The sequence below is a fragment of the Mitsuaria sp. BK041 genome, from assembly GCF_014193085.1.
Taxonomy (GTDB): Bacteria; Pseudomonadota; Gammaproteobacteria; order Burkholderiales; family Burkholderiaceae_C; genus Roseateles.
This window is the reverse complement of sequence record NZ_JACHYT010000001.1, coordinates 2,828,982-2,847,752: the sequence shown is the minus strand read 5'-3', so window position 1 is coordinate 2,847,752 and position 18,771 is coordinate 2,828,982. Positions and strand designations below refer to the sequence as shown.

General features: G+C 71.6%; 21 protein-coding genes. 3 read left to right on the top strand and 18 right to left on the bottom strand.

Annotation, left to right across the window (positions count from 1 at the left end):
- Positions 1–26 precede the first annotated feature (26 nt).
- Positions 27–773 (bottom strand): hypothetical protein, encoded by a 747-nt coding sequence (locus FHT38_RS12020; protein ID WP_147242151.1) that lies wholly within the window; start codon positions 771–773, stop codon positions 27–29.
- 85 nt (positions 774–858) lie between these two features.
- Between FHT38_RS12020 and FHT38_RS12015 the strand changes: the two genes are divergently transcribed.
- Positions 859–1,551 (top strand): glutathione S-transferase N-terminal domain-containing protein, encoded by a 693-nt coding sequence (locus FHT38_RS12015; RefSeq protein ID WP_091733641.1) that lies wholly within the window; start codon positions 859–861, stop codon positions 1,549–1,551.
- A gap of 53 nt (positions 1,552–1,604) precedes the next feature.
- Here the strand turns inward: FHT38_RS12015 and FHT38_RS12010 are convergent, their stop codons facing one another.
- Together FHT38_RS12010 and FHT38_RS12005 are read right to left on the bottom strand one after the other, a co-directional pair.
- Positions 1,605–1,832 carry a hypothetical protein gene (locus FHT38_RS12010; protein ID WP_091733643.1) on the bottom strand — a complete coding sequence of 76 codons (228 nt, stop codon included), beginning with the start codon at positions 1,830–1,832 and terminating at the stop codon, positions 1,605–1,607.
- A gap of 39 nt (positions 1,833–1,871) precedes the next feature.
- Positions 1,872–2,603, bottom strand: a complete 732-nt coding sequence (locus FHT38_RS12005) for a PEP-CTERM sorting domain-containing protein (protein ID WP_091733645.1) — start codon at positions 2,601–2,603, stop codon at positions 1,872–1,874.
- Between the two features lie 473 nt (positions 2,604–3,076).
- On the opposite strand from FHT38_RS12005, the gene FHT38_RS12000 reads away from it, so the two are divergent.
- Positions 3,077–3,334, top strand: a complete 258-nt coding sequence (locus tag FHT38_RS12000) for a hypothetical protein (protein WP_091733647.1) — start codon at positions 3,077–3,079, stop codon at positions 3,332–3,334.
- Between the two features lie 75 nt (positions 3,335–3,409).
- Here FHT38_RS12000 and FHT38_RS11995 read toward each other — a convergent pair whose 3' ends face one another.
- The 14 genes from FHT38_RS11995 to FHT38_RS11930 all read right to left on the bottom strand — a co-directional run bounded on the left by FHT38_RS11995 (position 3,410) and on the right by FHT38_RS11930 (position 17,233).
- The gene (locus tag FHT38_RS11995; RefSeq protein WP_183491903.1) at positions 3,410–4,375 is read right to left on the bottom strand and encodes a PA2778 family cysteine peptidase; all 966 of its coding nucleotides are present in this window, start codon (positions 4,373–4,375) and stop codon (positions 3,410–3,412) included.
- A gap of 7 nt (positions 4,376–4,382) precedes the next feature.
- Positions 4,383–4,820: a PA2779 family protein gene (locus FHT38_RS11990; RefSeq protein ID WP_183491902.1), complete on the bottom strand. Its 438-nt coding sequence runs from the start codon at positions 4,818–4,820 to the stop codon at positions 4,383–4,385.
- A 145-nt stretch (positions 4,821–4,965) separates the two neighbouring features.
- The gene (locus FHT38_RS11985; RefSeq protein WP_183491901.1) at positions 4,966–5,733 is read right to left on the bottom strand and encodes a hypothetical protein; all 768 of its coding nucleotides are present in this window, start codon (positions 5,731–5,733) and stop codon (positions 4,966–4,968) included.
- Positions 5,734–6,013: 280 nt separating this feature from the next.
- On the bottom strand, positions 6,014–6,805 hold the full coding sequence (locus FHT38_RS11980) for a hypothetical protein (RefSeq protein ID WP_183491900.1): 792 nt from the start codon (positions 6,803–6,805) through the stop codon (positions 6,014–6,016).
- Between the two features lie 91 nt (positions 6,806–6,896).
- Entirely contained in the window at positions 6,897–7,121 is a 225-nt protein-coding gene (locus tag FHT38_RS11975; RefSeq protein WP_091733655.1) for a DUF350 domain-containing protein, read from the bottom strand.
- 117 nt (positions 7,122–7,238) lie between these two features.
- On the bottom strand, positions 7,239–8,840 hold the full coding sequence (locus FHT38_RS11970; RefSeq protein WP_183491899.1) for a DUF4178 domain-containing protein: 1,602 nt from the start codon (positions 8,838–8,840) through the stop codon (positions 7,239–7,241).
- Positions 8,841–8,872: 32 nt separating this feature from the next.
- Positions 8,873–9,925, bottom strand: coding sequence for an SPFH domain-containing protein (locus FHT38_RS11965; RefSeq protein ID WP_091733659.1), 1,053 nt, complete (start codon positions 9,923–9,925; stop codon positions 8,873–8,875).
- 119 nt (positions 9,926–10,044) lie between these two features.
- Entirely contained in the window at positions 10,045–10,728 is a 684-nt protein-coding gene (locus FHT38_RS11960; RefSeq protein WP_183491898.1) for a hypothetical protein, read from the bottom strand.
- Complete coding sequence (locus tag FHT38_RS11955; RefSeq protein ID WP_255511997.1) at positions 10,725–12,155, bottom strand: aspartate aminotransferase family protein; 1,431 nt, start codon at positions 12,153–12,155, stop codon at positions 10,725–10,727. The genes FHT38_RS11960 and FHT38_RS11955 overlap by 4 nt, the downstream gene beginning before the upstream one ends.
- Before the next feature lie 149 nt (positions 12,156–12,304).
- Entirely contained in the window at positions 12,305–12,967 is a 663-nt protein-coding gene (locus FHT38_RS11950) for a class II aldolase/adducin family protein (protein WP_183491896.1), read from the bottom strand.
- A complete protein-coding gene (locus FHT38_RS11945) occupies positions 12,964–14,568 on the bottom strand; it encodes an FGGY-family carbohydrate kinase (RefSeq protein WP_183491895.1) in 1,605 nt (534 codons plus the stop codon). The genes FHT38_RS11950 and FHT38_RS11945 overlap by 4 nt, the downstream gene beginning before the upstream one ends.
- Entirely contained in the window at positions 14,568–15,488 is a 921-nt protein-coding gene (locus FHT38_RS11940; protein ID WP_183480082.1) for a TorF family putative porin, read from the bottom strand. Before FHT38_RS11940 ends, FHT38_RS11945 begins: the two co-directional genes overlap by 1 nt.
- Positions 15,489–15,512: 24 nt before the next feature.
- Positions 15,513–15,920 carry a DUF2147 domain-containing protein gene (locus tag FHT38_RS11935; protein ID WP_255488669.1) on the bottom strand — a complete coding sequence of 136 codons (408 nt, stop codon included), beginning with the start codon at positions 15,918–15,920 and terminating at the stop codon, positions 15,513–15,515.
- Between the two features lie 119 nt (positions 15,921–16,039).
- A complete protein-coding gene (locus tag FHT38_RS11930; protein ID WP_183491894.1) occupies positions 16,040–17,233 on the bottom strand; it encodes an MFS transporter in 1,194 nt (397 codons plus the stop codon).
- A gap of 125 nt (positions 17,234–17,358) precedes the next feature.
- On the opposite strand from FHT38_RS11930, the gene FHT38_RS11925 reads away from it, so the two are divergent.
- Positions 17,359–18,033: a TetR/AcrR family transcriptional regulator gene (locus FHT38_RS11925; RefSeq protein WP_183491893.1), complete on the top strand. Its 675-nt coding sequence runs from the start codon at positions 17,359–17,361 to the stop codon at positions 18,031–18,033.
- Positions 18,034–18,076: 43 nt separating this feature from the next.
- On the opposite strand, the gene FHT38_RS11920 is transcribed toward FHT38_RS11925, so the two are convergent.
- Positions 18,077–18,748 (bottom strand): hemolysin III family protein, encoded by a 672-nt coding sequence (locus FHT38_RS11920; RefSeq protein ID WP_147241475.1) that lies wholly within the window; start codon positions 18,746–18,748, stop codon positions 18,077–18,079.
- Positions 18,749–18,771: the final 23 nt, after the last annotated feature.

Sequence of the window (18,771 nt, the reverse complement as noted above, 5' to 3'; positions counted from 1 at the left end):
GTCGTCGGCCAGGCCGCGAGGGCGGCTCAGACCGGCGCGCCGTAGTCGCCTTCGGACGGCCGGCTGTGCCAGGCCACCGAGGTGGTCGTCGGCCAGGGACCGCCATCCCCGATGCGCTGGTGCACCGCCAGCGCGCTGCCCGCCGCGGCGTCCAGCACGCGGGTCAGGGCCTCGACCTCGGCCAGTGCCGGCTCGGGCATCGCGGTGCGCAGATAGACGTTGCCGCGCAGGCTCAGCAGCACGAAGGGCCGGCCCTCGATGAGCACGTCCTGCGTCGCCTGGGCCAGGCGCTCGGACAGGTCCTTGTCGAGCCAGGCCATGATCAGCTCGCGATTGATGCCGACCGCGCCGAAGCGTTGCCGCACGAGCTTGGACTCGATCTGCGACTGCTTCGGGAACATCACCAGCCAGCGCATCTCCTCCGGCGTGTCGGTGTCCACGCGGGTGCGCAGCGTGTCGGTGTAGGCCTCGAAGACGCTGCTCTCCAGGCGCTCCATCAGCTTGCGCTCGATGAGCATCATCTGCATGTCGGGATTGACCTTGAGCTCGCATCTCATGCGCAGCTCGAAGCCCTCGATGTAGCTGCGTTGCGAGGGCCCCCATTCGATGCGGGTCAGGCCGGGCAGGGTGCGCGGCAGGTCGATCACGAAGCCGCGGCCGTCGCGGGCGTGACGCAACTGGCCGCCGCGTTCAGCGGCCCATTCGCTCAAGGGGCGCCACCGGGCCGAGTTGGCGCGGGCGGTCAACCACTGTTTGATTTGTTTGATTACCATGAGGCGGGACGATGCGCGAGCGGCCTGGTGTCCGTGCATTGAGGTGTCGGCGACCGGGGCCCCGCGCCCCTAGGGAGAACGCGTGATGATCGAAGTGTATTCATGGCCCACGCCCAATGGCCACAAGGTCCACATCATGCTGGAGGAATGCCGGCTGCCTTACCGGGTGATTCCCGTGGACATCGGCGCGGGCGAGCAGTTCGACGCGAGCTTCCTGGCCATCAGCCCCAACAACAAGATCCCCGCGATCGTCGATCCCGACGGGCCGGACGGCCAGCCGATGTCGCTGTTCGAGTCCGGCGCGATCCTGCTGTACCTGGCCGGCAAGACCGGGCAGTTCCTGCCGCCCGACACCCGCGGACGCTACGAGGCGCTGCAGTGGCTGATGTTCCAGATGGGCGGTGTCGGGCCGATGCTGGGCCAGACCCATCACTTCCGGATGTACGCGCCCGAGAAGATCGAGTACGCCATCGACCGCTACACCAACGAGGCCAAGCGGCTGTACGGCGTCATCGACCGCCGCCTGGCGCGCAGCCGCTACATCGCCGGCCCCGCCTACGGCATCGCCGACATGGCGATCTTCCCGTGGCTGCGGGGCGCGAAGAACCAGGGCGTGGAGATGGCCGACTTCCCGCATCTCAAGGGCTGGTTCGACGAGATCGCGGCCCGCCCGGCGGTGATGCGCGCCGTCGAGGTGCTGGCCGAGAAGCGCCGGCCGTTGGTCGACGACAAGGCCCGCGAGGTGCTGTTCGGCAAGACCCAGTACGACCGGCGCTGAGCCGCCAGGCGCCTGCGCGGGCACCGGGCCTGCCGGCGTCCACCGGCACGGGGTCAGATCTTGCCCAGTCGCGCGCGGTCGCCGAGTTCCGTCAGCCAGCGCCGGCCGTCCTCGCGGATCGGCGTGGCCAGGCCCTTGTCCTGCAGCCGCTGCTGCATCTCCTCGCTGACCGGCATGCCGCCCGGCGATTGCGGGATGAAGTAGAGCGCGGCGCGCTCCTCGTCGGTGATCACCAGATCGGGAGGCGGAACGGGGAACTTGAAGGTCGGCGGCGTGGACATGCGCGGAAGTATCCCTCAGGCCCGCGAGGCGATGCGTGCTCAGGCGCGGCGCGCGCGGCGACGGCCCGCCACGCCCGCCGCCACCGCGGCGATGCCCAGCAGCGCCAGCGAGCCCGGCTCCGGCAGCTCGCCCGCGGCGAAGGCCAGCGAGTTGGCCATCAGCCGCGCGCCGTCGGTGCTGCTGTCCCACAGGCCTGCCTGCACGTCGCCGGAGACCGGGAACATGTTCAGCCCGACGACGATGCCCTTGTGGTCGGTGCGATAGCCCAGCAGCGGCTTGTCGTTGGTCCAGTAGGCGACGACGCTCGCGCCGGCCTTGGGCGTGACGCGGTAGCACAGCGCCGACAGGCCGCCGCTGAAGCTGTCGATGTCGCGCATCAGCGGGCTCTGCGGATCCGCGACCCGGCCCAGGCTGCCGCACGAGTTCTGGTTGTTGTTGGCGTTGAAGACGTCGTAGCCACCGGTCACGAAGCGGCCGGTGAGCCCGCCGAACGGGATGGTCGCGTGGGACAGGCCGGCCTCGACGACACCGCCGCCGGCATCCACGTAGTCCGCCAGCACGTTGCCCAGCTGCGTGGCGCTGGCGAAGGGCTTGTTGAAGGTGTCGTTGAACACCAGGACCGCGTCGTAGCTCTTGAGCAGCGCGAGCGTGGGCGTGCCGGTGTTGGCGTTGAACACGTCCACCGTGCCGCTGACCACGCCGGTGGCGGCGATCTTGGACTGCACGTCGGTCAGCCCGCCGGGCTGGCCCGTCGCGCCCAGGATCAGCACCGAGGCCTGCGCGGCCCCGCCGAGGGCGCACAGCGCGGCGGCAGCGAGGGAGGCACGGAGGCGGGGAAGGCAGGAAAGAAGTCGGGGAACGAGGGGCGAGCGCTTCATCGGGATCTCTCTGGCGGTATTTCTTGTGGAGGCCCTGGGCGGGAGGCCGGGCGACATCCGGCGCGCGGCCGGAAGCGGCTCGGGGAAGCAACATCCAAGCCACGGGGCAGGATGTCCCGCTGGCTCAAGCACTTGCAAGGCCTGTCCCCCGAGAAGGGGTCAGGCGGTGTAATGAATCCCGACACCGGCGGTGCGGAAGTTGCTTCGTACATCGCCCTGGCGGGTGACCTTGTAATGCGGGGGTAAAACATCGTCGGCGCGCGTGGCGCCGGACGACGCTTGGAGGGAAACTTGCCCAGGCGCTGAACGCGCGGCCCGTCGATCCTCTGGCCGCGGTTGCGGCCACAACGCGAAAAGGAGCGTCCATGTCAGCCAAGCCAGACCATACCGATGCCGTCGGCGGCGTCGAGAGTCACAACGGGCGCTGGTTCGTCCGTGAAGTCGTCGGCGAGGCGCCGCCATTCCGGGCGCGCTACCTGGTGATCGCTGCGCATCCGGCAGCGGGTGGGCAGCCGGAACTCAACGGCTACTGGCATGAGCTGGAGCGCAGCTTCGACACCTGGAGTTATGCGGCCGATGCCGCGCTCGAGGCAGCGCAGCGCACGATCGACTTCCGGCCCTGAGGTCCCAGGGACCCAAGCAGCGTCGTCAGGCCCTGAGGCCCTGAGGCACCGGGCGCCCAGCGGGGCCGGCCCGGCTCACATGCCGGTGGTGATCTTCTTCTGCAGCGCCTTGTACTGGTCCAGGCGCGGGCCGCCGAGCGCGACCGCGCGCTCAATCGCCAGCGAGGCCTTGTAGCGCTGCCCCTGTTCCATCAGCACCTGCGCCAGGTTGTTCCAACCCTCGGGCAGGTCGGGGCGCACGTCGGTCAGCCGGGCGTAATGGCGGGCCGCGGTGCGGCGGTCCTTGGCGGCGTAGGCCGTGTTGCCGGCGCCCAGCAGCAGCACCGGCTCGCCGGGCCAGCGCGTGAGCGCGGCCGAGTACCCCTTGCGCGCCGCGGCCGGATTCAGGCGCTCCAGCGCCGCCAGCGCCGCGCCCGTCTGCGCGCCGTCCAGCGAGGCCGGCAGCAGGTCCGGCGGCAGCGTCGTCATCGCCCAGTAGTCGCCACGCGCCCAGGTGCGCTCGAAGACCGGCAGTTCGACCTCCTGCCGCTCGGTCTTGCCGCTGTGCAGCAGGACGGTGCGGCGCTGGCGGTCGTAGCCGACGGCGACCGCGTAATGCCACACCGGTGCCAGGTCCAGCGACAGGTTCTGGAACACGATCACCGGATGGCCGGCCGCGAGCTCGGCCAGCAGCGCGTCCAGCCGCGGCGGCAGCACGTAGGCGGGCAGGCCCTGGCGGCGCGTGGCCACCAGCATCTCGGTCTGCAGCGAGCCCTTGCGGCCCGGCAGGAAGACCTGCGGCTTGAGCTGCTCCACGGTCGCGGTCTTGCCGGCGGTGCGCAGCAGCATCGCGAGCGCGGCCGGTCCGCATTCATAGTCGTCCTGCGCGATGAAGGGCGTCTTCGCGGACAGGTCCACGCGCGCCGGCAGGTCCGCGGGCCACTGCGCTTCCAGCGCCTTCAGCTGCGGCGGCGTGCTCGCGCAGCCCCCCAGCAGCAGGGCCAGCGCCAGCGCGGGGGCGGCCAGCGGGAGCAGGGACCGGGACGACCGGACGACGCGCATGCGGACCTCAGCGGATCGAGCGGGTGAACGGGAAGACCTTGGTGAAGCCCAGGATGTCGGTCACCAGCAGGATCACGAAGACCGCGAAGATCACGCCCAGCACGTCGCCGCCGGCCGGGGCCTGCGCGATGCGGCCGTCGAGCGCGCGGATCTCGTCATCGGACATCGCGTCCACGCGCGACTGGGCGTCGGCCGGGTTCACGCCTTCCTTGACCATCGCCTGGCGCACGTCCTCACGGGCGAAGAAGGCGTTGACGCGCACGCGGCTGTCGGCGGCGGTGCCGGCGGGCGCGTCCTGCTGCGCCAGGGCGTCGGTGGGCACGACCTGGGCGCTGGCGTGCATCGGCAGCGCCATCAGGGAGCAGGAGACGATCAGCGTCGAGGCGATCGCGCGCTTGGCCAGCGAGGGGCGGACGGCGTCTTGGCGGGAGGCTTGTGGGTTCATGAGCGGACCTGAAATTGAAGGATCGATGAAATCCTAGGTCCGCCCTCGGCGCTGTTACAAGTTCGATTACCGAGCGTCACATCGGATGCAATTCGGCTGTCCGACGGGAGTTGAAGAACGTGTTAAGCCTGCCGCGCTCGCGGGGTCAGGGCTCGCAGCGCGGGGCGCTGGCGCTGCGCAGGATCCAGCGCTCGCCCTTGCGCGACAGCAGGGCGGTGGCGCTCAGCGTGCCCAGGCCGCAGGTGGCTGGATCGACCTCGGCGAACTGCGCCAGTTCGATGGTGTCCGCGTCTCGCCAGCGCAGGAAGCGGAAGCTGACGGCCGTCTGGTCCGGCGTGGGCTGGAAGCGGTAGCGCTCGACCAGGCGACCTTCCTCGCGGCGCCAGATGACGACGCCGTTGAATTCCGTGCCCGGCGACGCATGGGTGACGACCAGATGGCGCCCGTCCGGCGACGGATGGACGTTGCCGTGCATCGCGTAGCGGGTGCCGTCGGCGCGGGAGATCCAGAGCAGCTCGCTGCCGGCGGCGAGCGTTGCGCGCACGACATAGAACTCGCGGTCCGGCGAGAGGCCGTCCAGGCGGAAGTCGACCTCGGGCGAGGCCGGGTCGGACGGATCGGCACGCCGGCTGTCCAGGACGACCGGCCGTCCCTTGGCGATGGGCAGCCACAGGCGCTGGTCCTCGCGCCGCACCCCGGCGCCGACGCGGCGCAGCACCTCGGCCTCGGCACGGGCGCGGAAGGCCTCGTCGGAGTCCTCATCGGCGCCCGCGGCGGCCTCGGGCGCCGTCTCCGCCGTGAAGAGCGCACCGCGCGGCGCGATGCCCTGGGGCACGGCGGGGCCAGGGGGGGGCGGCGGTGCGATTGCGGCCGCTTCGCCCGCCATCACGGCGCACAGCGTGAGGGTGGTCACGCCGAGCCTCAGGACGCGACCGAGGCGATCGGTCGGCACTTTGCGAAGGGCGATGCGAAGGCCGAGGCGAAGGGCGGTGCGCCACGCCGTGCGAAGAACGATGGGACGCGCGATGCCAGGCGCGACGGAGAGGGGCAGGGCGTCGGGACGCGCGGAGGAGCGGGCGGTCATCGGGCGGAAGGGCAAGAGCGGAAGCGCGGGAGCGAAACGGCGGAGAGCGAAAGAGTGGCGTGAGGTCGACCGTCGGAGCGGTCTCGGCGGGCGGGATGCGGCTGCCGGGTCAGCGCTTGCAGCGCGACGCCGTCACGTCCTTGACGGCCCACTGCTCGCCATCGCGGGTCAGCACGGCCAGCGCTTCCTGCGTGCCGTCGCGGCAGGTGATCTCGTCGCCCAGGGCGGTGTGCTCGAGTTCCACCGTGCGCCCGTCCTTCCAGCGCATGAAGCGGTAGAACGAGATCCCGTTCAGCGGGGGCGAGAAGCGGAAACGCTCGACCAGCCGCCCGCCGAGGTTCTCCCAGACCACGATGCCGTTGAAGTCGTGCGCGACCGAGGCGTTGGCCATCACCAGGAAGCGGCCGTCCGGCGACGGGCGCACCTCGCCGTGCATCGTGTAGCGCGTGCCGTCCTTGCGCGAGACCCAGTAGACATTGCTGCCTTCGTAGAAGGTGGCGCGGACGACGAAGAACTCGCGGTCGGGGGACAGGCCGTCGAAGCGGTAATCCTCGTAGGCTCCCTCGTTGTTGCCCGAGGCATTGGGCCAGACGCTGTCGAAGACCTCGGGCCGGCCGGAGCCGGTCGGCAGCATCAGGCGCGAGCCGGCGCGCTTGATGAGCACGTGGCCGCCGCCGACGTTGGCCTTGCGGATCGCGTCGGCCTCGGCCTTGGCGCGGAAGGCCTCGTCGGAGCCCTCGCTGCCGGCGGCCTGGCCGGGATCGAGCTCGGGCCGGGCCACCTCGAGGCCCTTGGTGAAGTCGCCCTTGGGCGCGATACCGGTGGGCCGCGCGGGCGGCGGCGGCTTGTAGGGCTGGGTCTGGGCCAGTGCGACGCCGCCGGCGGCCGTCAGGGCCAGCACGGAAAAGGTGGCGAGGGCGCAGAGGCGAGCGGGCAGGGGGGCGGGCAGGCGGGCGGACAGTCGCGCGGATCGACGCATCGGCATGGCCCGTTCAGCCGTGGATCGCCGCAGCCACGATCTGGCCGATGGAGATGCACATCGCCGCGACCACGACCGCGAGCGCCATGTTCTTGTGCTCGACGATCTCCTCCCACAGCTTGTAGGGGGTGAGCTTGTCGATGATGACGAAGCTGATCCAGAACACCAGCACGCCGATGACGGCATACAGGATGGAGCCCAGCACGATGGCGGGCTTGAGCCATTCGAATCCTTCCATCTCGTTCTCCTGGTCGGTCGGTCGTTCGGTGGGGGTGAAGGTCTGGGGGTGGCGCGGGCCGGCGATTGTCGCGGGGAAGTCGGCGTGGATGCGGACGGGGCGGCGGGACGATGGCGACTACTTGTGACCGCCGCCGCCGCTGCTGTAGCCGCCATACGAGCCGCCGCTGGAGCCGACGTAGCCCACGCCGCTGCCGCGGCTGCTGCGCTTGCACTGCTGGTACTCGGCGCTGCTTTCGCCGTAGCTGTCCTTGTAGCGGTCGCAGTCGTCGCTGCTGCAGGCCCGCAGCAGCGCGAACAGCACCGCGATCACGAAGATCGCGATGATGATGTTGCGCAGCAGCTTGCCCTGATCCAGGCCGGAGGAGACATCGCGCTGCAGCGCGGGCATGCGGTCCTCGGGCAGCGAGAAGAAGCGCCGCACCTCGGCGGCGTCGATCGCGCGGCCGTGGCTCCAGGTGACCTCGTTGCCGGTCTGCTCGCTGCTCAGCAGCTCGAGCCGCGTGCCGTTGCGCCATTCGTAGTCGCGCACCAGCGCGCGTTCCTCGCGCTTGACGCGCCAGTAGAACTCGCCCAGCACGTAGGTGACCTTGGCGGTGTAGGTCCACTTGTGCCTGAAGTCCTTGCCCTGGTGGCTGACCGACTTCGCCCCCGCATTGGCCGGCGCGCCGGTGATCGGGCGCACCAGGCTCCAGCCGTCCTCGGTGTCCACGAGGAAGGCGAAGCCCTCCATGCGGTTGAACAGCAGGTACTCGCGCCAGAAGGTCTGTTCGTCCTCGGCGGACTCGGGCAGGTCGCAGCGCTCCAGGTAGCCGACCACCTGCCACGGCTGCGGCGCGCCGCCGGAGATCGCGAGCTGGCCGGTCGTGCCCAGCGGGATCTGCGGCTCGCCGCCGGTGTTCTGCCGGTAGGCGGCCAGCTCCGCGCCGGCCCCCTTGGAGATGTCGACGACCGACTTGCACTGCCCGCAGACGATGGACTGCGTCGTGTCGAGCCGCGGTTCGAGCGCGGCGCCGCAGTTCGGGCAGGGCAGGGCCTTGGACTGCAGCGTCGCGCCGCTCTCGGCGCGCAGGCCGGTCAGCTGCAGGTCGGCGAGCTTGACCGGGCGGCCGACCGACCAACTGGGCTGCGCGGGGTCGCTGTACTCGAGCGAGGCGACCTCGTTGGCGGTGTTGCGCAGGTCGACCACCGGATAGCTGCTGGCCAGCCGCGGCGGATGGGGCAGTTCCCCCTGGGCCGCGGCCACGGTCGCGTCGACGATGCTGGCCACCTGCCAGGCCGAGCCGGCCAGCATCTGCAGTCCGCCCGGGCGCAGCGTGGCGGGATCGGGCGCGCGCTCGGCCAGCGGCGCCTCGAAGCTGATGACGAAGCTGCCGTTGTCCTCGGCCAGCCAGCCGCTGCGGGGCGGCTGGTCGGCGCTGGCGTCGAAGAGCAGGTGCCACTCGTTCCAGCCGCCGTCCGCATAGGACATCTGCAGCCGGCCGACGACCACGAACCCCGCGCCGGCATAACGCCCGGCGCTGCCGAGCTGCAGCGGCGAGTAGTCCTCGAAGACCTCGGCGCTGGTGCCGATGCGGCGCAGCGCGTCGCCCTCACGCAGCAGCGTGGAGCGGCAATAGCTGCAGACGGCGCTGGCCGACGCGGCCGAGGCGAACTCGACCGGCGCGCCGCAATGGGGGCACTGCGCCTGCCAGCGGCGCTGGGGGGAAGCGGTAGCCAATCAGGACCCGGGGCGGAGCACGCCTGGCGGCGTCAGCTGAGCTTCTTCAGCAACTCGGCCTTCTTGGCCGCGAATTCCTCGTCGGTGAGGATGCCCTTGGCCTTGAGGTCGCCGAGCTTCTCGAGCAGCAGCAGAACCTCGTCGGCGCCCTGGCTGACCGGTTGCGGCTGAACCGGCGCGGCCGGCTGGGCGCCCTGATTGGCACCGGTCAGACCCTGCTGCAGCTGCTGCGCCATGGTCTGGCCCAGCGCCAGGCCGGCGCCCAGGCCCATCGCGTCGCCGGCCACGCCGCCGCCGCCCGAGCCCACGCCCTCGGCGAGCTTGGGAATGGCCTGCGCGGTCTGGTACTGCATGAACTGGCCCATGTTCTGGCCGATCATGCCCATGCCGATCTTCTGGTCGAGGATCTTCTGCAGTTCCTCGGGCAGCGAGACGTTCTGCAGCGTGACCATCTCGAGCTTGAGGCCCAGCGCGTCGAAGGCCGGCTGGGTGGCTTCCTGCAGCGCCTTGGCGAACTCGACCTGGTTGGCCGCCAGGTCCAGGAAGGGGATGCCGGACTGGGCGACCGCGTCGGAGATGTGCTGCAGCATCAGGCCGCGGAGCTGGCCGTCGAGCTCGGTGACGGTGTAGCGCTCGCGGGTGCCGGAGATCTCGGTGTGGAACTTCTTCGGGTCGACGACGCGGTAGCTGTAGTTGCCGAAGGCGCGCAGGCGCACCGCGCCGAAGTCCTTGTCGCGGATGGTGACGGGCTGGGTGGTGCCCCATCGCTGGTCCACCTGCTGGCGGGTGGAGAAGAAGTAGACGTCGCTCTTGAAGGGGGACTCGAAGAGCTTGTCCCAGTTCTTGAGGTAGGTGAGGACCGGCAGCGTCTGCGTGGTCAGCTTGTACATGCCGGGGCCGAAGACGTCGGCCACCTTGCCTTCGTTGACGAAGACGGCCATCTGCGATTCACGCACGGTGAGGGAGGCGCCGTACTGGATCTCGAAGTCCTGCATCGGGAACCGGTAGGCCAGGACGCCGTTGTCGTCCTCGGTCCACTGGATGATGTCAATGAACTGTTTCTTGATGAAATCCATCAGGCCCATGGCGCAGCTCCACAAAAAGATGCGATCCAAACCGACCGCCGCGGGCGAGTATCCCTCAGCGAGGCGACGACCTTGGTCACCCCGAGGGGGGAGATTCCATAGCCTCGTCCGCACCCCCGTCAGTACCCCCGCGTCTCCGCCGGCCAGCGGCCCTGGCGCACCTGCTCGCGGGCCTGGGCCTGTTCCTTCCTCAATCGGCCGTTGGCGATGTGGCGCACCAGCCAGGGCAGGAGGCTCACCGCCGCGCCGCCGGCCACGGCCGGCACCCAGGCCTTCGCACATTTCTCGAAGAGCTCCGCATTGAGCGCCAGCCGCGACGGCGTCATACCCAGCACGATCAGCCGACCCGCATGCAGGGTGACGTTGCCGCCCTTGGACAGCGCCTGCGGCAATCGCGCCAGCGCCTCGGTCGGCCGGCCCATGTGGCCGAGCTGGCGGATCTGCTCGTCGAAGACCGCCGGCATCCAGCCGCCGAAGGCCTGCAGCTGGCGACCGAAGGCGCCGCCGCCGATCAGCACCGCGCAGACGTCCTGCCGCGCGGCGTAGACGGCGCGGTGCAGCGCGATCGCGGGCAGGTGGCCGTCCACGCGGTCCGGGCCGTCCGCGCCCTCCCTGCGGGCGCCGGTCGCCGGCGCCAGGGGCTCGACCAGCGCGAGCGCATCCTCCGCCGTCCCCCACGCCATCGCCCCGCTGGCGGGATCGCGCAGCGACAGGCTGTCCACGGCGCCCGGCATCAGCCCCCGCGCCAGCAGCCGCCGCCGCAGCCCGAGCCAGGTATCGCGCAGCAGGTGCTCTTCGCTCATGTCAGCGCCATCACGTCGTCGAAGCGGTTGAGCGCGTCGTCGATCACCGCGTCGGTGTCGGCCAGGCTGGTGTACAGCCGGCTGCCCGCCACCGAGATCAGGCCATGCGCGGTGAAGGCCGCGCCCATCTCTTCCATCATGTGCTTGCGCCGCCGCGCCTCGTCCTTCAGGCGGAACAGCTTCCACAGGCTGCTGGTGTCGAGCAGCAGCACGCCGGAGGTCTGCAGGTGGACGATCGAGCCGATGTTGTAGGCGACGTAGGGCAGGCCGCGGCGCTCGATGATCTCCTCCAGCCCGCGGCGCAGGCGATCGCCGGCACGGGCCGCCACGCCGGGGGCGTTGGTCCGCTCGGCCTCGAGCAGCGCGTGGTAACCCGCCACGCAGCTGAGCGGATTGGCCGACAGCGTCCCCCCGACGAAGGCCCGCCGCGAGGTGGTGCCGATCCCGCCGACGAGCGACATCATGATCTCCCGCTTCCCCCCGATCGCCCCCGCCATCGGGTAGCCGCCGGCCAGGCACTTGCCCAGCACCGTCAGGTCGGGTGTCACGCCGAAGTAGGCCTGCGCGCCGCCGAGGCCGGCGCGGAAGCCGGTCACCACCTCGTCGAAGATCAGCAGCGCGCCGAACTCGTCGCAGAGCGCGCGCACCTGGGCGTTGAACTCGCGATGCACCGGCCGCGTGCCGCTCTCCGGCCCGAAGGGCTCCAGCAGCACCGCCGCCGTGCCGCCGCGCAGGCGGTTCCAGCGCAGCAGCCGGCGCAGCGCCTCCGGATCGTTGGGCAGGCATTCCTGCGTGTGCGCCGTCGCGCCGCGGGGAATGCCGGTGGCCTCCATGCGGCCGGTCTTGGGCAGGCGCATGCCGTAGACCAGCTGGTCGCTCCAGCCGTGGTACGCGCCGCCGATCTTGATGACCCGCTGGCGCCGGGTGAAGGTGCGGGCCAGCCGCACCGCGCCCATCACCGCCTCGGTGCCCGAGCCCAGCATGCGCAGCATCTCCACGCCCGGCATGTGGCGGCAGACGCGCTCGGCCAGTTCGACCTCGTAGGCATGCAGCAGGCCGGTGACCGGGCCGCAGTCGTCGAGCAGCGCCTGCACCGCCTCGCGCACCGCCGGCGGATTGCTGCCCAGCAGCGTCGGACCGCCGGCCTGCAGGAAGTCGATATAGCGGTTGCCGTCGACGTCGGTGAGGTGGGCGCCGCGGGCCTGCGCGATCGCCAGCGGGAAGGGATGGTTGAAGGCAAGGTTGTGCTGGACGCCGCCCGGGATGACGGTGGCGGCGCGCTCGGCCAGGCGCTTGGAGCCGGCGCAGTGCTCGTCGAACCAGCGCAGCACCTTGGGCATCGCGTCCGGACGGATCGGGCGCATCGGCTGGTTGACCAGCGCGGCGAAGCGCTCGTAGAGCGCGTGCGTGTCGGGCCAGGTGGGCACGGCGGGCAGGTCCGCGTCGGCGGTCTCTCGCGCGGGACCGTCCGTCGCGAGCGACGGCGTGGCTGACGACGACGCGGACGACGCGGACGACGACGCCGCCGAGGGAGACGGAGAAGGCGGGGAAGACGAGGAAGAGGCGAGCGAAGACATCACGGTCCCTTGAGATGAAGCAGCAGGTCGCGCACCGGGGCGAGGCGATCCCGGAGATCGGGCGCGCGGCGGACGCGCTCGTCGATGCGCGCGGCGAGGCGGTCACGGGCGAGGTCCTCCAGGCGCTCGACGGCCGCCATCGCCGTGTCGCTGTCCGCGGCGCAGCACAGGATGCCGTGGTTGCGCAGCAGGTAAGCCTGGCGTCCGGGGCGCACCGCCTTGCCGAGCTTGCCCGCCAGCCAGGCGGTGCCCGACGGCGCATACCCGATCACCGGCACCTCGTCGCCGAGCCAGCCGCGCAGCGCCGGCGGCACCGCCAGCGGCTCGCCGATCAGCGCGCAGGCGCTGGCCAGCGGCTGGTGGGTGTGGATGCTGCAGCCGACGTCCGGCCGCGCCCGCAGCACCCGCGCATGCAGCCCGGTCTCGACCGAAGGCCGGCGGGCGCCGTCGCTGGCGTCGTCGACGACGGCCAGGTCGGCCAGGCGCAGCACGCAGACGTCCTCCGGCCGCATGACGAGGTAGTCCGTCGCCGACGGCGTCACCGCGACCCGCTCGTCGTCGATGCGCAGCATCAGGTTGCCGCCGGTGCCGGCGAAGTACCCGCGCTCGGACAAACGCAGGCACAGCGCCACCACCTGCCGCCGTTCGGCTGCGTGCTTCATGCGGCAGCTCCCGTCGCGGGCACGCGGTTGAGGCGGTGGTACAGCGGCGCCAGGCGCGCGCGGACTTCCTTGAAGGCTTCGAACTTGTCGCCATAGAGCCGACGCAGCGCGGCGGCGGGTTCGTAGAGGCGGCGCGTGCGGCGCAGCGCCGGCAGGTCGCTGAAACGAAGCGCGCCGGTGCCCACGCCGGCGAGGTAGGCCGCGCCGATCGCGTTGGCCTGGATCGGATGCGCCAGCTGCCGGATCGGTTGGCCGGTGACGTCGGCGAGGATCTGGCACCAGACGTCGCTCTGCGCGCCGCCGCCGACCGCCGCGATCGTGCCGGGCGACCGGCCCAGCAGCCGCCCGAAGGGCTCCATCATCCAGCGCGTGTTCAGCGCGACGCCCTCGAGGAAGGCCCGGAAGATATCCTCGCGCGAATGCTCCAGCGACAGGTTGATCAGCCCCGCGCGCAGCAGCGGATCGTCCACCGGCGTGCGCTCGCCGAAGAGCCAGGGCGTGTAGATCAGCCCGCGCGAGCCCGGCGGCACGCGCGCGGCGATGCGGTTGAGCGCCTCGTAGACGGCGGGATGCTCCTCGTCGGCGGCCAGTTCGTCGGGGTGATAGAGGATGCGGTCGCGCAGGAAGGACAGGTTGGCGCCCGCCGTCGACTGCAGCGCCAGCGCGAGGTAGCGGCCATCGACCGCCGAGGGCACCGCCGCGATCTTGTGGCGCACGTCGGTCCGCATGCCCGGCACATGCGCCCCCAGCCAGGACGAGGTGCCCAGGTACAGGTGGGTCTCGTAGTCCGGCACCGCGGCGCCGACCGCGACAGCCGAGGTGTCCACCGCGCCGGCCACCACCGGCGTCGTGGCCGGCAGGCCCAGCTGATGGGCGACCGCCGGCAGCAGCGGCCCCAGCACGTCGGTGGAATGCACGATCGCGGGCAGCTTGCCGGCGTCCAGCCCGAGCGCGCGGATCAGGCGGTCGTCGTAGCGGATGCGCGAGGGATCGCGGTTGTCCGTCACCCAGCTGGTGAGGATGGAATCCTGCGTCGCGCAGAGCCGGCCGCAGAGGCGGAAGTTGAGGTAGTCCAGCGCGTTGAGGAAGCAGCGCGTGGCCTCGTAGACGGCGGGTTGCTCGTCGCGGATGAAGGCCATGTGGCCGGCCGCGTCGCGCCCGGTCAGCGACGGCGCGCCGCCGGTCAGGCGCAGCCAGCGCCACAGCTTGAGCGGCGCATAGCCCTCGATGTTGAGCCAGCGGCCGCGCACGCGCCGGGCCACGGCGGCGGCGCCGCGCGCATCCAGCCAGCTGAAGGCCCGGCCGATCGCGCGGCCGTCGCGGCCCAGGCAGACGGTCACCTCGGTCTGCGTGGAGCAGCACACCGCCGACACGCGGCCTCGATGGCCGGCGTCGGCCGCGAGCACCTCGCCGGCGGCCTCGAGCAGCGCCTGCCACCAGGCCTCGGGATCCTGCTCGGCCCGCACGCCCTCGACATGAAGCGCCACCGGCCGGAAGGCCCAGGCGACCACGGTGCCGTCCTGCGCCACCAGCGCGCACTTGCAGCCGCTGGTGCCCAGGTCCACCGCCAGTACCAGCGGCGCAGTGCCCGGCGTGGTCATCAGAACTTGCGCGACACGGAGACCACCAGCGTGTTGTTGTCCTGCCGCTTCCAGCCGTCGCCGTCGGGGATCATGAAGAGCTCGGGCCGATGGGTGCGGGTGGCCACCCATTCGGCGGTCCAGTTCAAGCCCCAGCGCTGATGGGTGACGCCGATCGAGTAGTCGCTGAAGTCCGCCTCCTTGAAATGGCGGATCTTCTGGGTGCCGGCATGCAGGTTCAGCGTGGTCGTCGGCGTGAGCGGGTGGCGATAGCTCAGGTCGTAGAGCATGCTGCCGCGCGAGTTCTGGTCGCCGCGCGCGTAGCACTCGAGCGCCGGCGTCGGGTCGACGGCGGCCGCGAGGATCTGGCCGCAGACGCCGCCGGTGTCCGCGCCGCGGTAGGTGCGCGAGAGCACGTGCAGCACCCGGCCCTCGAGCCGGCCCCAGCCGATCTCCAGCACCGCGTAGGCGGTGTCGTAGCGGGTGCGGCGGAAGTCCACCGGCACGCCGGCTTCCAGGTCGATGCCGTGCGGCGCGTCGAACTTGGCGCCGGGGAAGAATTCCTTGGCCAGTCCGACGCCGAAGTGCCAGGCGTCCGGATCGCCGAAGCGGTAGCCGGTGCCCAGCAGCAGGTTGACGCCGTCGCCGTCGGTGAAGGCCTTCTTGCTGACGGTGGAGAGCTGCGCCAGGCCGATGACGCCGGACTCGTGGGCGAGCTGCACGCCCAGTTGCAGCGAGGGCTTGCGGCCGGAGTCGGAGACACCGCGGTTGCGCAGGTCCGAGAGCAGCTTCACTTCGGTGTCGATCGCCATCGTGGCCACGCCGGCGTCGTCGGCGCGGGCGCCGGAGGGGCCGAGCGCGGCCAGGGCGGCCAATGCGGCGTACACCGCGTAGGCGGCGAGGACCGGTCGGGTCGCGGGGGCGGAGGTCGTGCGGGTCATCTCGGGTCTCCTCGTCAGGGCTGTTCAGGACTTGCAGACCGGCGTCGCCGGCAGGGCGGCCACGCGCTTCATCTGCTCGGTCTGACCGAGGATCTCGGTCCCGATGAAGGCGCGCAGGTACAGGTCGCCGCCCTTCACGCGCAGCGCGCCCTTGTATTTCTTCCGGTCGCGCGGGTCGTAGACCCAGCCGTCGCGCCAGGCCTCGTTGTCATAGCGCTCCAGTTGCGCGACCTGGATGCCGCAGGTGTCATTGGCCTGGCCGGCGTCCTTGTCCCAGACGATGCGACCGCACAGCGCGGACGGCTTGTCGCCGCAGGGCTTGAACTCGATCACCGCGCCGCCGTCGGCGCTCAGCCACAGGCCCTTGGCGTCGTCAGGGCCGGCGGCCAGCACCGGCGCGGACAGCGCCGCCACGCACAGAAGGGCGACCATGGCCCTGGCCATCGGCCAGCGGCGTCGCGGAGGGACCAGTCGTGAAGCCATCGCCTGCTTTCCGGAGGGGCGCGTGCCCTCGCGTCAAGTTGATAGTGATGGCTATGGTATAGCGATGACTACCGAAATTGACGCTCGGAGAAACCCTGGCGCGGCGCGCCGCGGGTCAGCGGCAGCGCGAGCATGGCCAGCAGCGCGAAGCCGGCGGCCACGAAGGGCACCGGCGCGACCGCCTCGCCGGTGACGACCAGCGAGGCCATCAGCGGCCCGAAGGCACTGCCGAAGAGCTGCGCCGCCGGCACCAGCGAGGCGACCTGGCCGCTGCCGTCGACGCGGAAGGCCAATGCCATCTGGAAGGGCAGCATGAACAGCCAGGTGAAGGTGAACAGGCCGCACAGCGCGGCGAAGGCCAGGGGCCCGCCCTGGGCGGTGCGCGCGATGCCCAGCGCGCTCAGCCCCAGCACCAGGCAGCAGCCGAGCAGGACCGGCCGGATCGGCGCGCGCCGGACCAGCCAGGTGCCGACGCTGCCGCCGAGCACCTGCATGCCCAGCCCGGCCGCGATGAGCGTCTGCACCGCCGTCGGCGAGAAGCCGGCGCGGGTGCCGAGCGGCTCGGCATAGGCCCACAGCGCGCCCAGCGTCGCGAGCTGGAGGAAGACGAGCAGCAGCGTGCCGATGCGGGGCCGCGTCCAGCGCATGCCCACGCCGGCCTGGCTCACCGTGGGCGTGAGCGGACCGAGCGGGCGCGCGAAGCGGGCCGCGAGCAGGGCCGCCAGCGCGCACAGGCCGGCCAGCAGCGCGAAGCCGCCGGGCCAGCCGGCGACGGGAAGCACGAGGTGCGCCAGCACCAGGCCGGTCGTCGCCTGCGCGAGGGTCTGCACGACGAAGAAGAGGCCCGCCAGCCGCTCCGGCACGGCGGCGCGCACGATCACGGCGGTGGTGCTCCAGACCATCAGGCCCTCGGCGATGCCGGCCGCCGCGCGGACCAGGCCCAGCGCCAGGTCGCCGCCGACCCGCGTGGTGGCCAGGTCCAGCGCCGCGGCCGCCAGCGCGGCCAGGGCGGTGTCGGCGCGCAGCGAGCGCACCGACAACCAGAGGTCGCCGATCAGCACGCCCAGGCCCAGGGCCACGATCTCGCCCATGGCGACGAGGCCCACGCCCTCCAGCGTCACTTGGCCGCCCTCCAGCAGCGCGCCCAGCAGCAGCGGTTGCAGGCCCAGCATCAGCAGGGCGACGGAGCCGACGAGGATCGCCAGCACCTGCGCGCCGCGGGCGCTGGGAGACGTCGGGCCGGGAGGCAGCGTGTGTGTCATTTCGGCGCAAGCGGAGCGGTGGATGATGGCTGGCGATCTTATAGTCATGGCTATCGTTCTGGGGTGCCTCGCGCCCTGGAACAATCCCGCAGCCTTCCTGCCGTTGCCTCGCCATTTCGATTCCCATGCCCACTGCCCGCCGCAAGACCGCCGCTCCTCCGCCCACGCCCACGACCGCCGCGCCAGCGCTCGCGGCCAAGAAGCTGCCGGCGCAGCAGCGCGCCGCCGAGACCTACGAGCGGGTGCTCGAGGCCGCGGCGCAGACCCTGATCGAGGTGGGCGTGGAGCGGCTCTCCACCAACCTGGTGTGCGAGCGCGCCGGGGTGTCGCCGCCGGCGCTGTACCGCTACTTCCCCAACAAGTACGCGCTGCTGCATGAGCTGGGCCAGCGCCTGATGCAGCGCCAGAACGAATGCGTCGCGAAGTGGATGTCGGTGGCGGTGATCCAGGGCGGCGTGCCGGCGCTGGAGCAGGCGCTGGCGGGCCTGCTGCTGGACACCTACGAGGCGACGCGCGCGACCGCCGGCGGCGTGTGGATCATGCGGGCGATGCGGGCGGTGCCGGCGCTGCAGGAGGTGCGGCTGGCCTCGCACGCGGCGGTGACCGAGGCGCAGACCCAGCTGCTGGTGCAGGCGCTGCCCGGGGCCCGGCGCGCGGAGCTCAAGCTGGCGAGCCGCATCGTCGTGGAGCTGATCTACGCGACGGTGGAGATGCTTTTCGACGAGAGCCTCAAGCCCAAGGAGGTCGCGCGCATCACCGCCGGGATGCTGGCGAGCCACCTGGCGAAGGTGAAGGCCTGAGCGCGCCGCGCCGCGGCCGCCGGCCGCTGGCCGGGCGCGGTCCTCAGCGGTAGGCGTAGAACAGCGCCGCGAAGAAGTGGCAGACGCTGCCGCCGAGCACGAACAGATGCCAGACGAAATGCGCGTAGCGCAGCTTGTTGTCGAGCAGGAAGACCGCCGCGCCCAGCGTGTAGCTCAGCCCGCCGGCCACCAGCAGCGCCAGGCCCGGGCCGGGCGTGCGCTCCACGAGGGGGCCGATGGCGAAGACCACCACCCAGCCCATGGCCAGGTACAGGGCGGTGGACACCAGCGGGTGGCGCAGCCGGTTCAGCAGCTTGATCGTCACGCCGAAGGCCGCGGCGGCCCAGACGGCGACCAGCAGCGTGACGCCGGGGCCCGTCTGCAGCACGCCGAGGGTGAAGGGCGTGTAGCTGCCGGCGATGAACACGTAGATCGCGGCGTGGTCCAGGCGCATCAGCCAGGCCTTGACCCGGCCGTTGGCCAGGGAGGCCGGCAGCGCGTGGTACAGCGTGGAGATGCCGTACAGCAGGATGCCGGTGGAGGCGAAGATCGCGGCGGCCACCACGTCCGCGACCTCGCCGTGCCCCATCGCGCGCGTCACGAGGATGGGCAGGGCGGCCACGGCCAGCAGGGCGCCCAGGCCGTGGCTGATGGCATTGGCGATCTCTTCGCCGCGGGTCTGCGGACGGTCGGCGGGGACGGTGCGAGCGGTCATGGCGAGGCGGGCGTGACGGGTGA

Bases quoted from the DNA above. Each gene is read 5' to 3' on its own strand.
- FHT38_RS11940 (WP_183480082.1), bottom strand. From the start codon at position 15,488: ATGACCCGCACGACCTCCGCCCCCGCGACCCGACCGGTCCTCGCCGCC.
- FHT38_RS11925 (WP_183491893.1), top strand. From the start codon at position 17,359: ATGCCCACTGCCCGCCGCAAGACCGCCGCTCCTCCGCCCACGCCCACG.
- FHT38_RS11995 (WP_183491903.1), bottom strand. From the start codon at position 4,375: ATGCGCGTCGTCCGGTCGTCCCGGTCCCTGCTCCCGCTGGCCGCCCCC.
- FHT38_RS11990 (WP_183491902.1), bottom strand. From the start codon at position 4,820: ATGAACCCACAAGCCTCCCGCCAAGACGCCGTCCGCCCCTCGCTGGCC.
- FHT38_RS11965 (WP_091733659.1), bottom strand. From the start codon at position 9,925: ATGGGCCTGATGGATTTCATCAAGAAACAGTTCATTGACATCATCCAG.
- FHT38_RS12000 (WP_091733647.1), top strand. From the start codon at position 3,077: ATGTCAGCCAAGCCAGACCATACCGATGCCGTCGGCGGCGTCGAGAGT.
- FHT38_RS11935 (WP_255488669.1), bottom strand. From the start codon at position 15,920: ATGGTCGCCCTTCTGTGCGTGGCGGCGCTGTCCGCGCCGGTGCTGGCC.
- FHT38_RS11930 (WP_183491894.1), bottom strand. From the start codon at position 17,233: ATGACACACACGCTGCCTCCCGGCCCGACGTCTCCCAGCGCCCGCGGC.
- FHT38_RS11960 (WP_183491898.1), bottom strand. From the start codon at position 10,728: ATGAGCGAAGAGCACCTGCTGCGCGATACCTGGCTCGGGCTGCGGCGG.
- FHT38_RS12010 (WP_091733643.1), bottom strand. From the start codon at position 1,832: ATGTCCACGCCGCCGACCTTCAAGTTCCCCGTTCCGCCTCCCGATCTG.
- FHT38_RS12020 (WP_147242151.1), bottom strand. From the start codon at position 773: ATGGTAATCAAACAAATCAAACAGTGGTTGACCGCCCGCGCCAACTCG.
- FHT38_RS11950 (WP_183491896.1), bottom strand. From the start codon at position 12,967: ATGAAGCACGCAGCCGAACGGCGGCAGGTGGTGGCGCTGTGCCTGCGT.
- FHT38_RS11945 (WP_183491895.1), bottom strand. From the start codon at position 14,568: ATGACCACGCCGGGCACTGCGCCGCTGGTACTGGCGGTGGACCTGGGC.
- FHT38_RS11920 (WP_147241475.1), bottom strand. From the start codon at position 18,748: ATGACCGCTCGCACCGTCCCCGCCGACCGTCCGCAGACCCGCGGCGAA.
- FHT38_RS11975 (WP_091733655.1), bottom strand. From the start codon at position 7,121: ATGGAAGGATTCGAATGGCTCAAGCCCGCCATCGTGCTGGGCTCCATC.
- FHT38_RS12015 (WP_091733641.1), top strand. From the start codon at position 859: ATGATCGAAGTGTATTCATGGCCCACGCCCAATGGCCACAAGGTCCAC.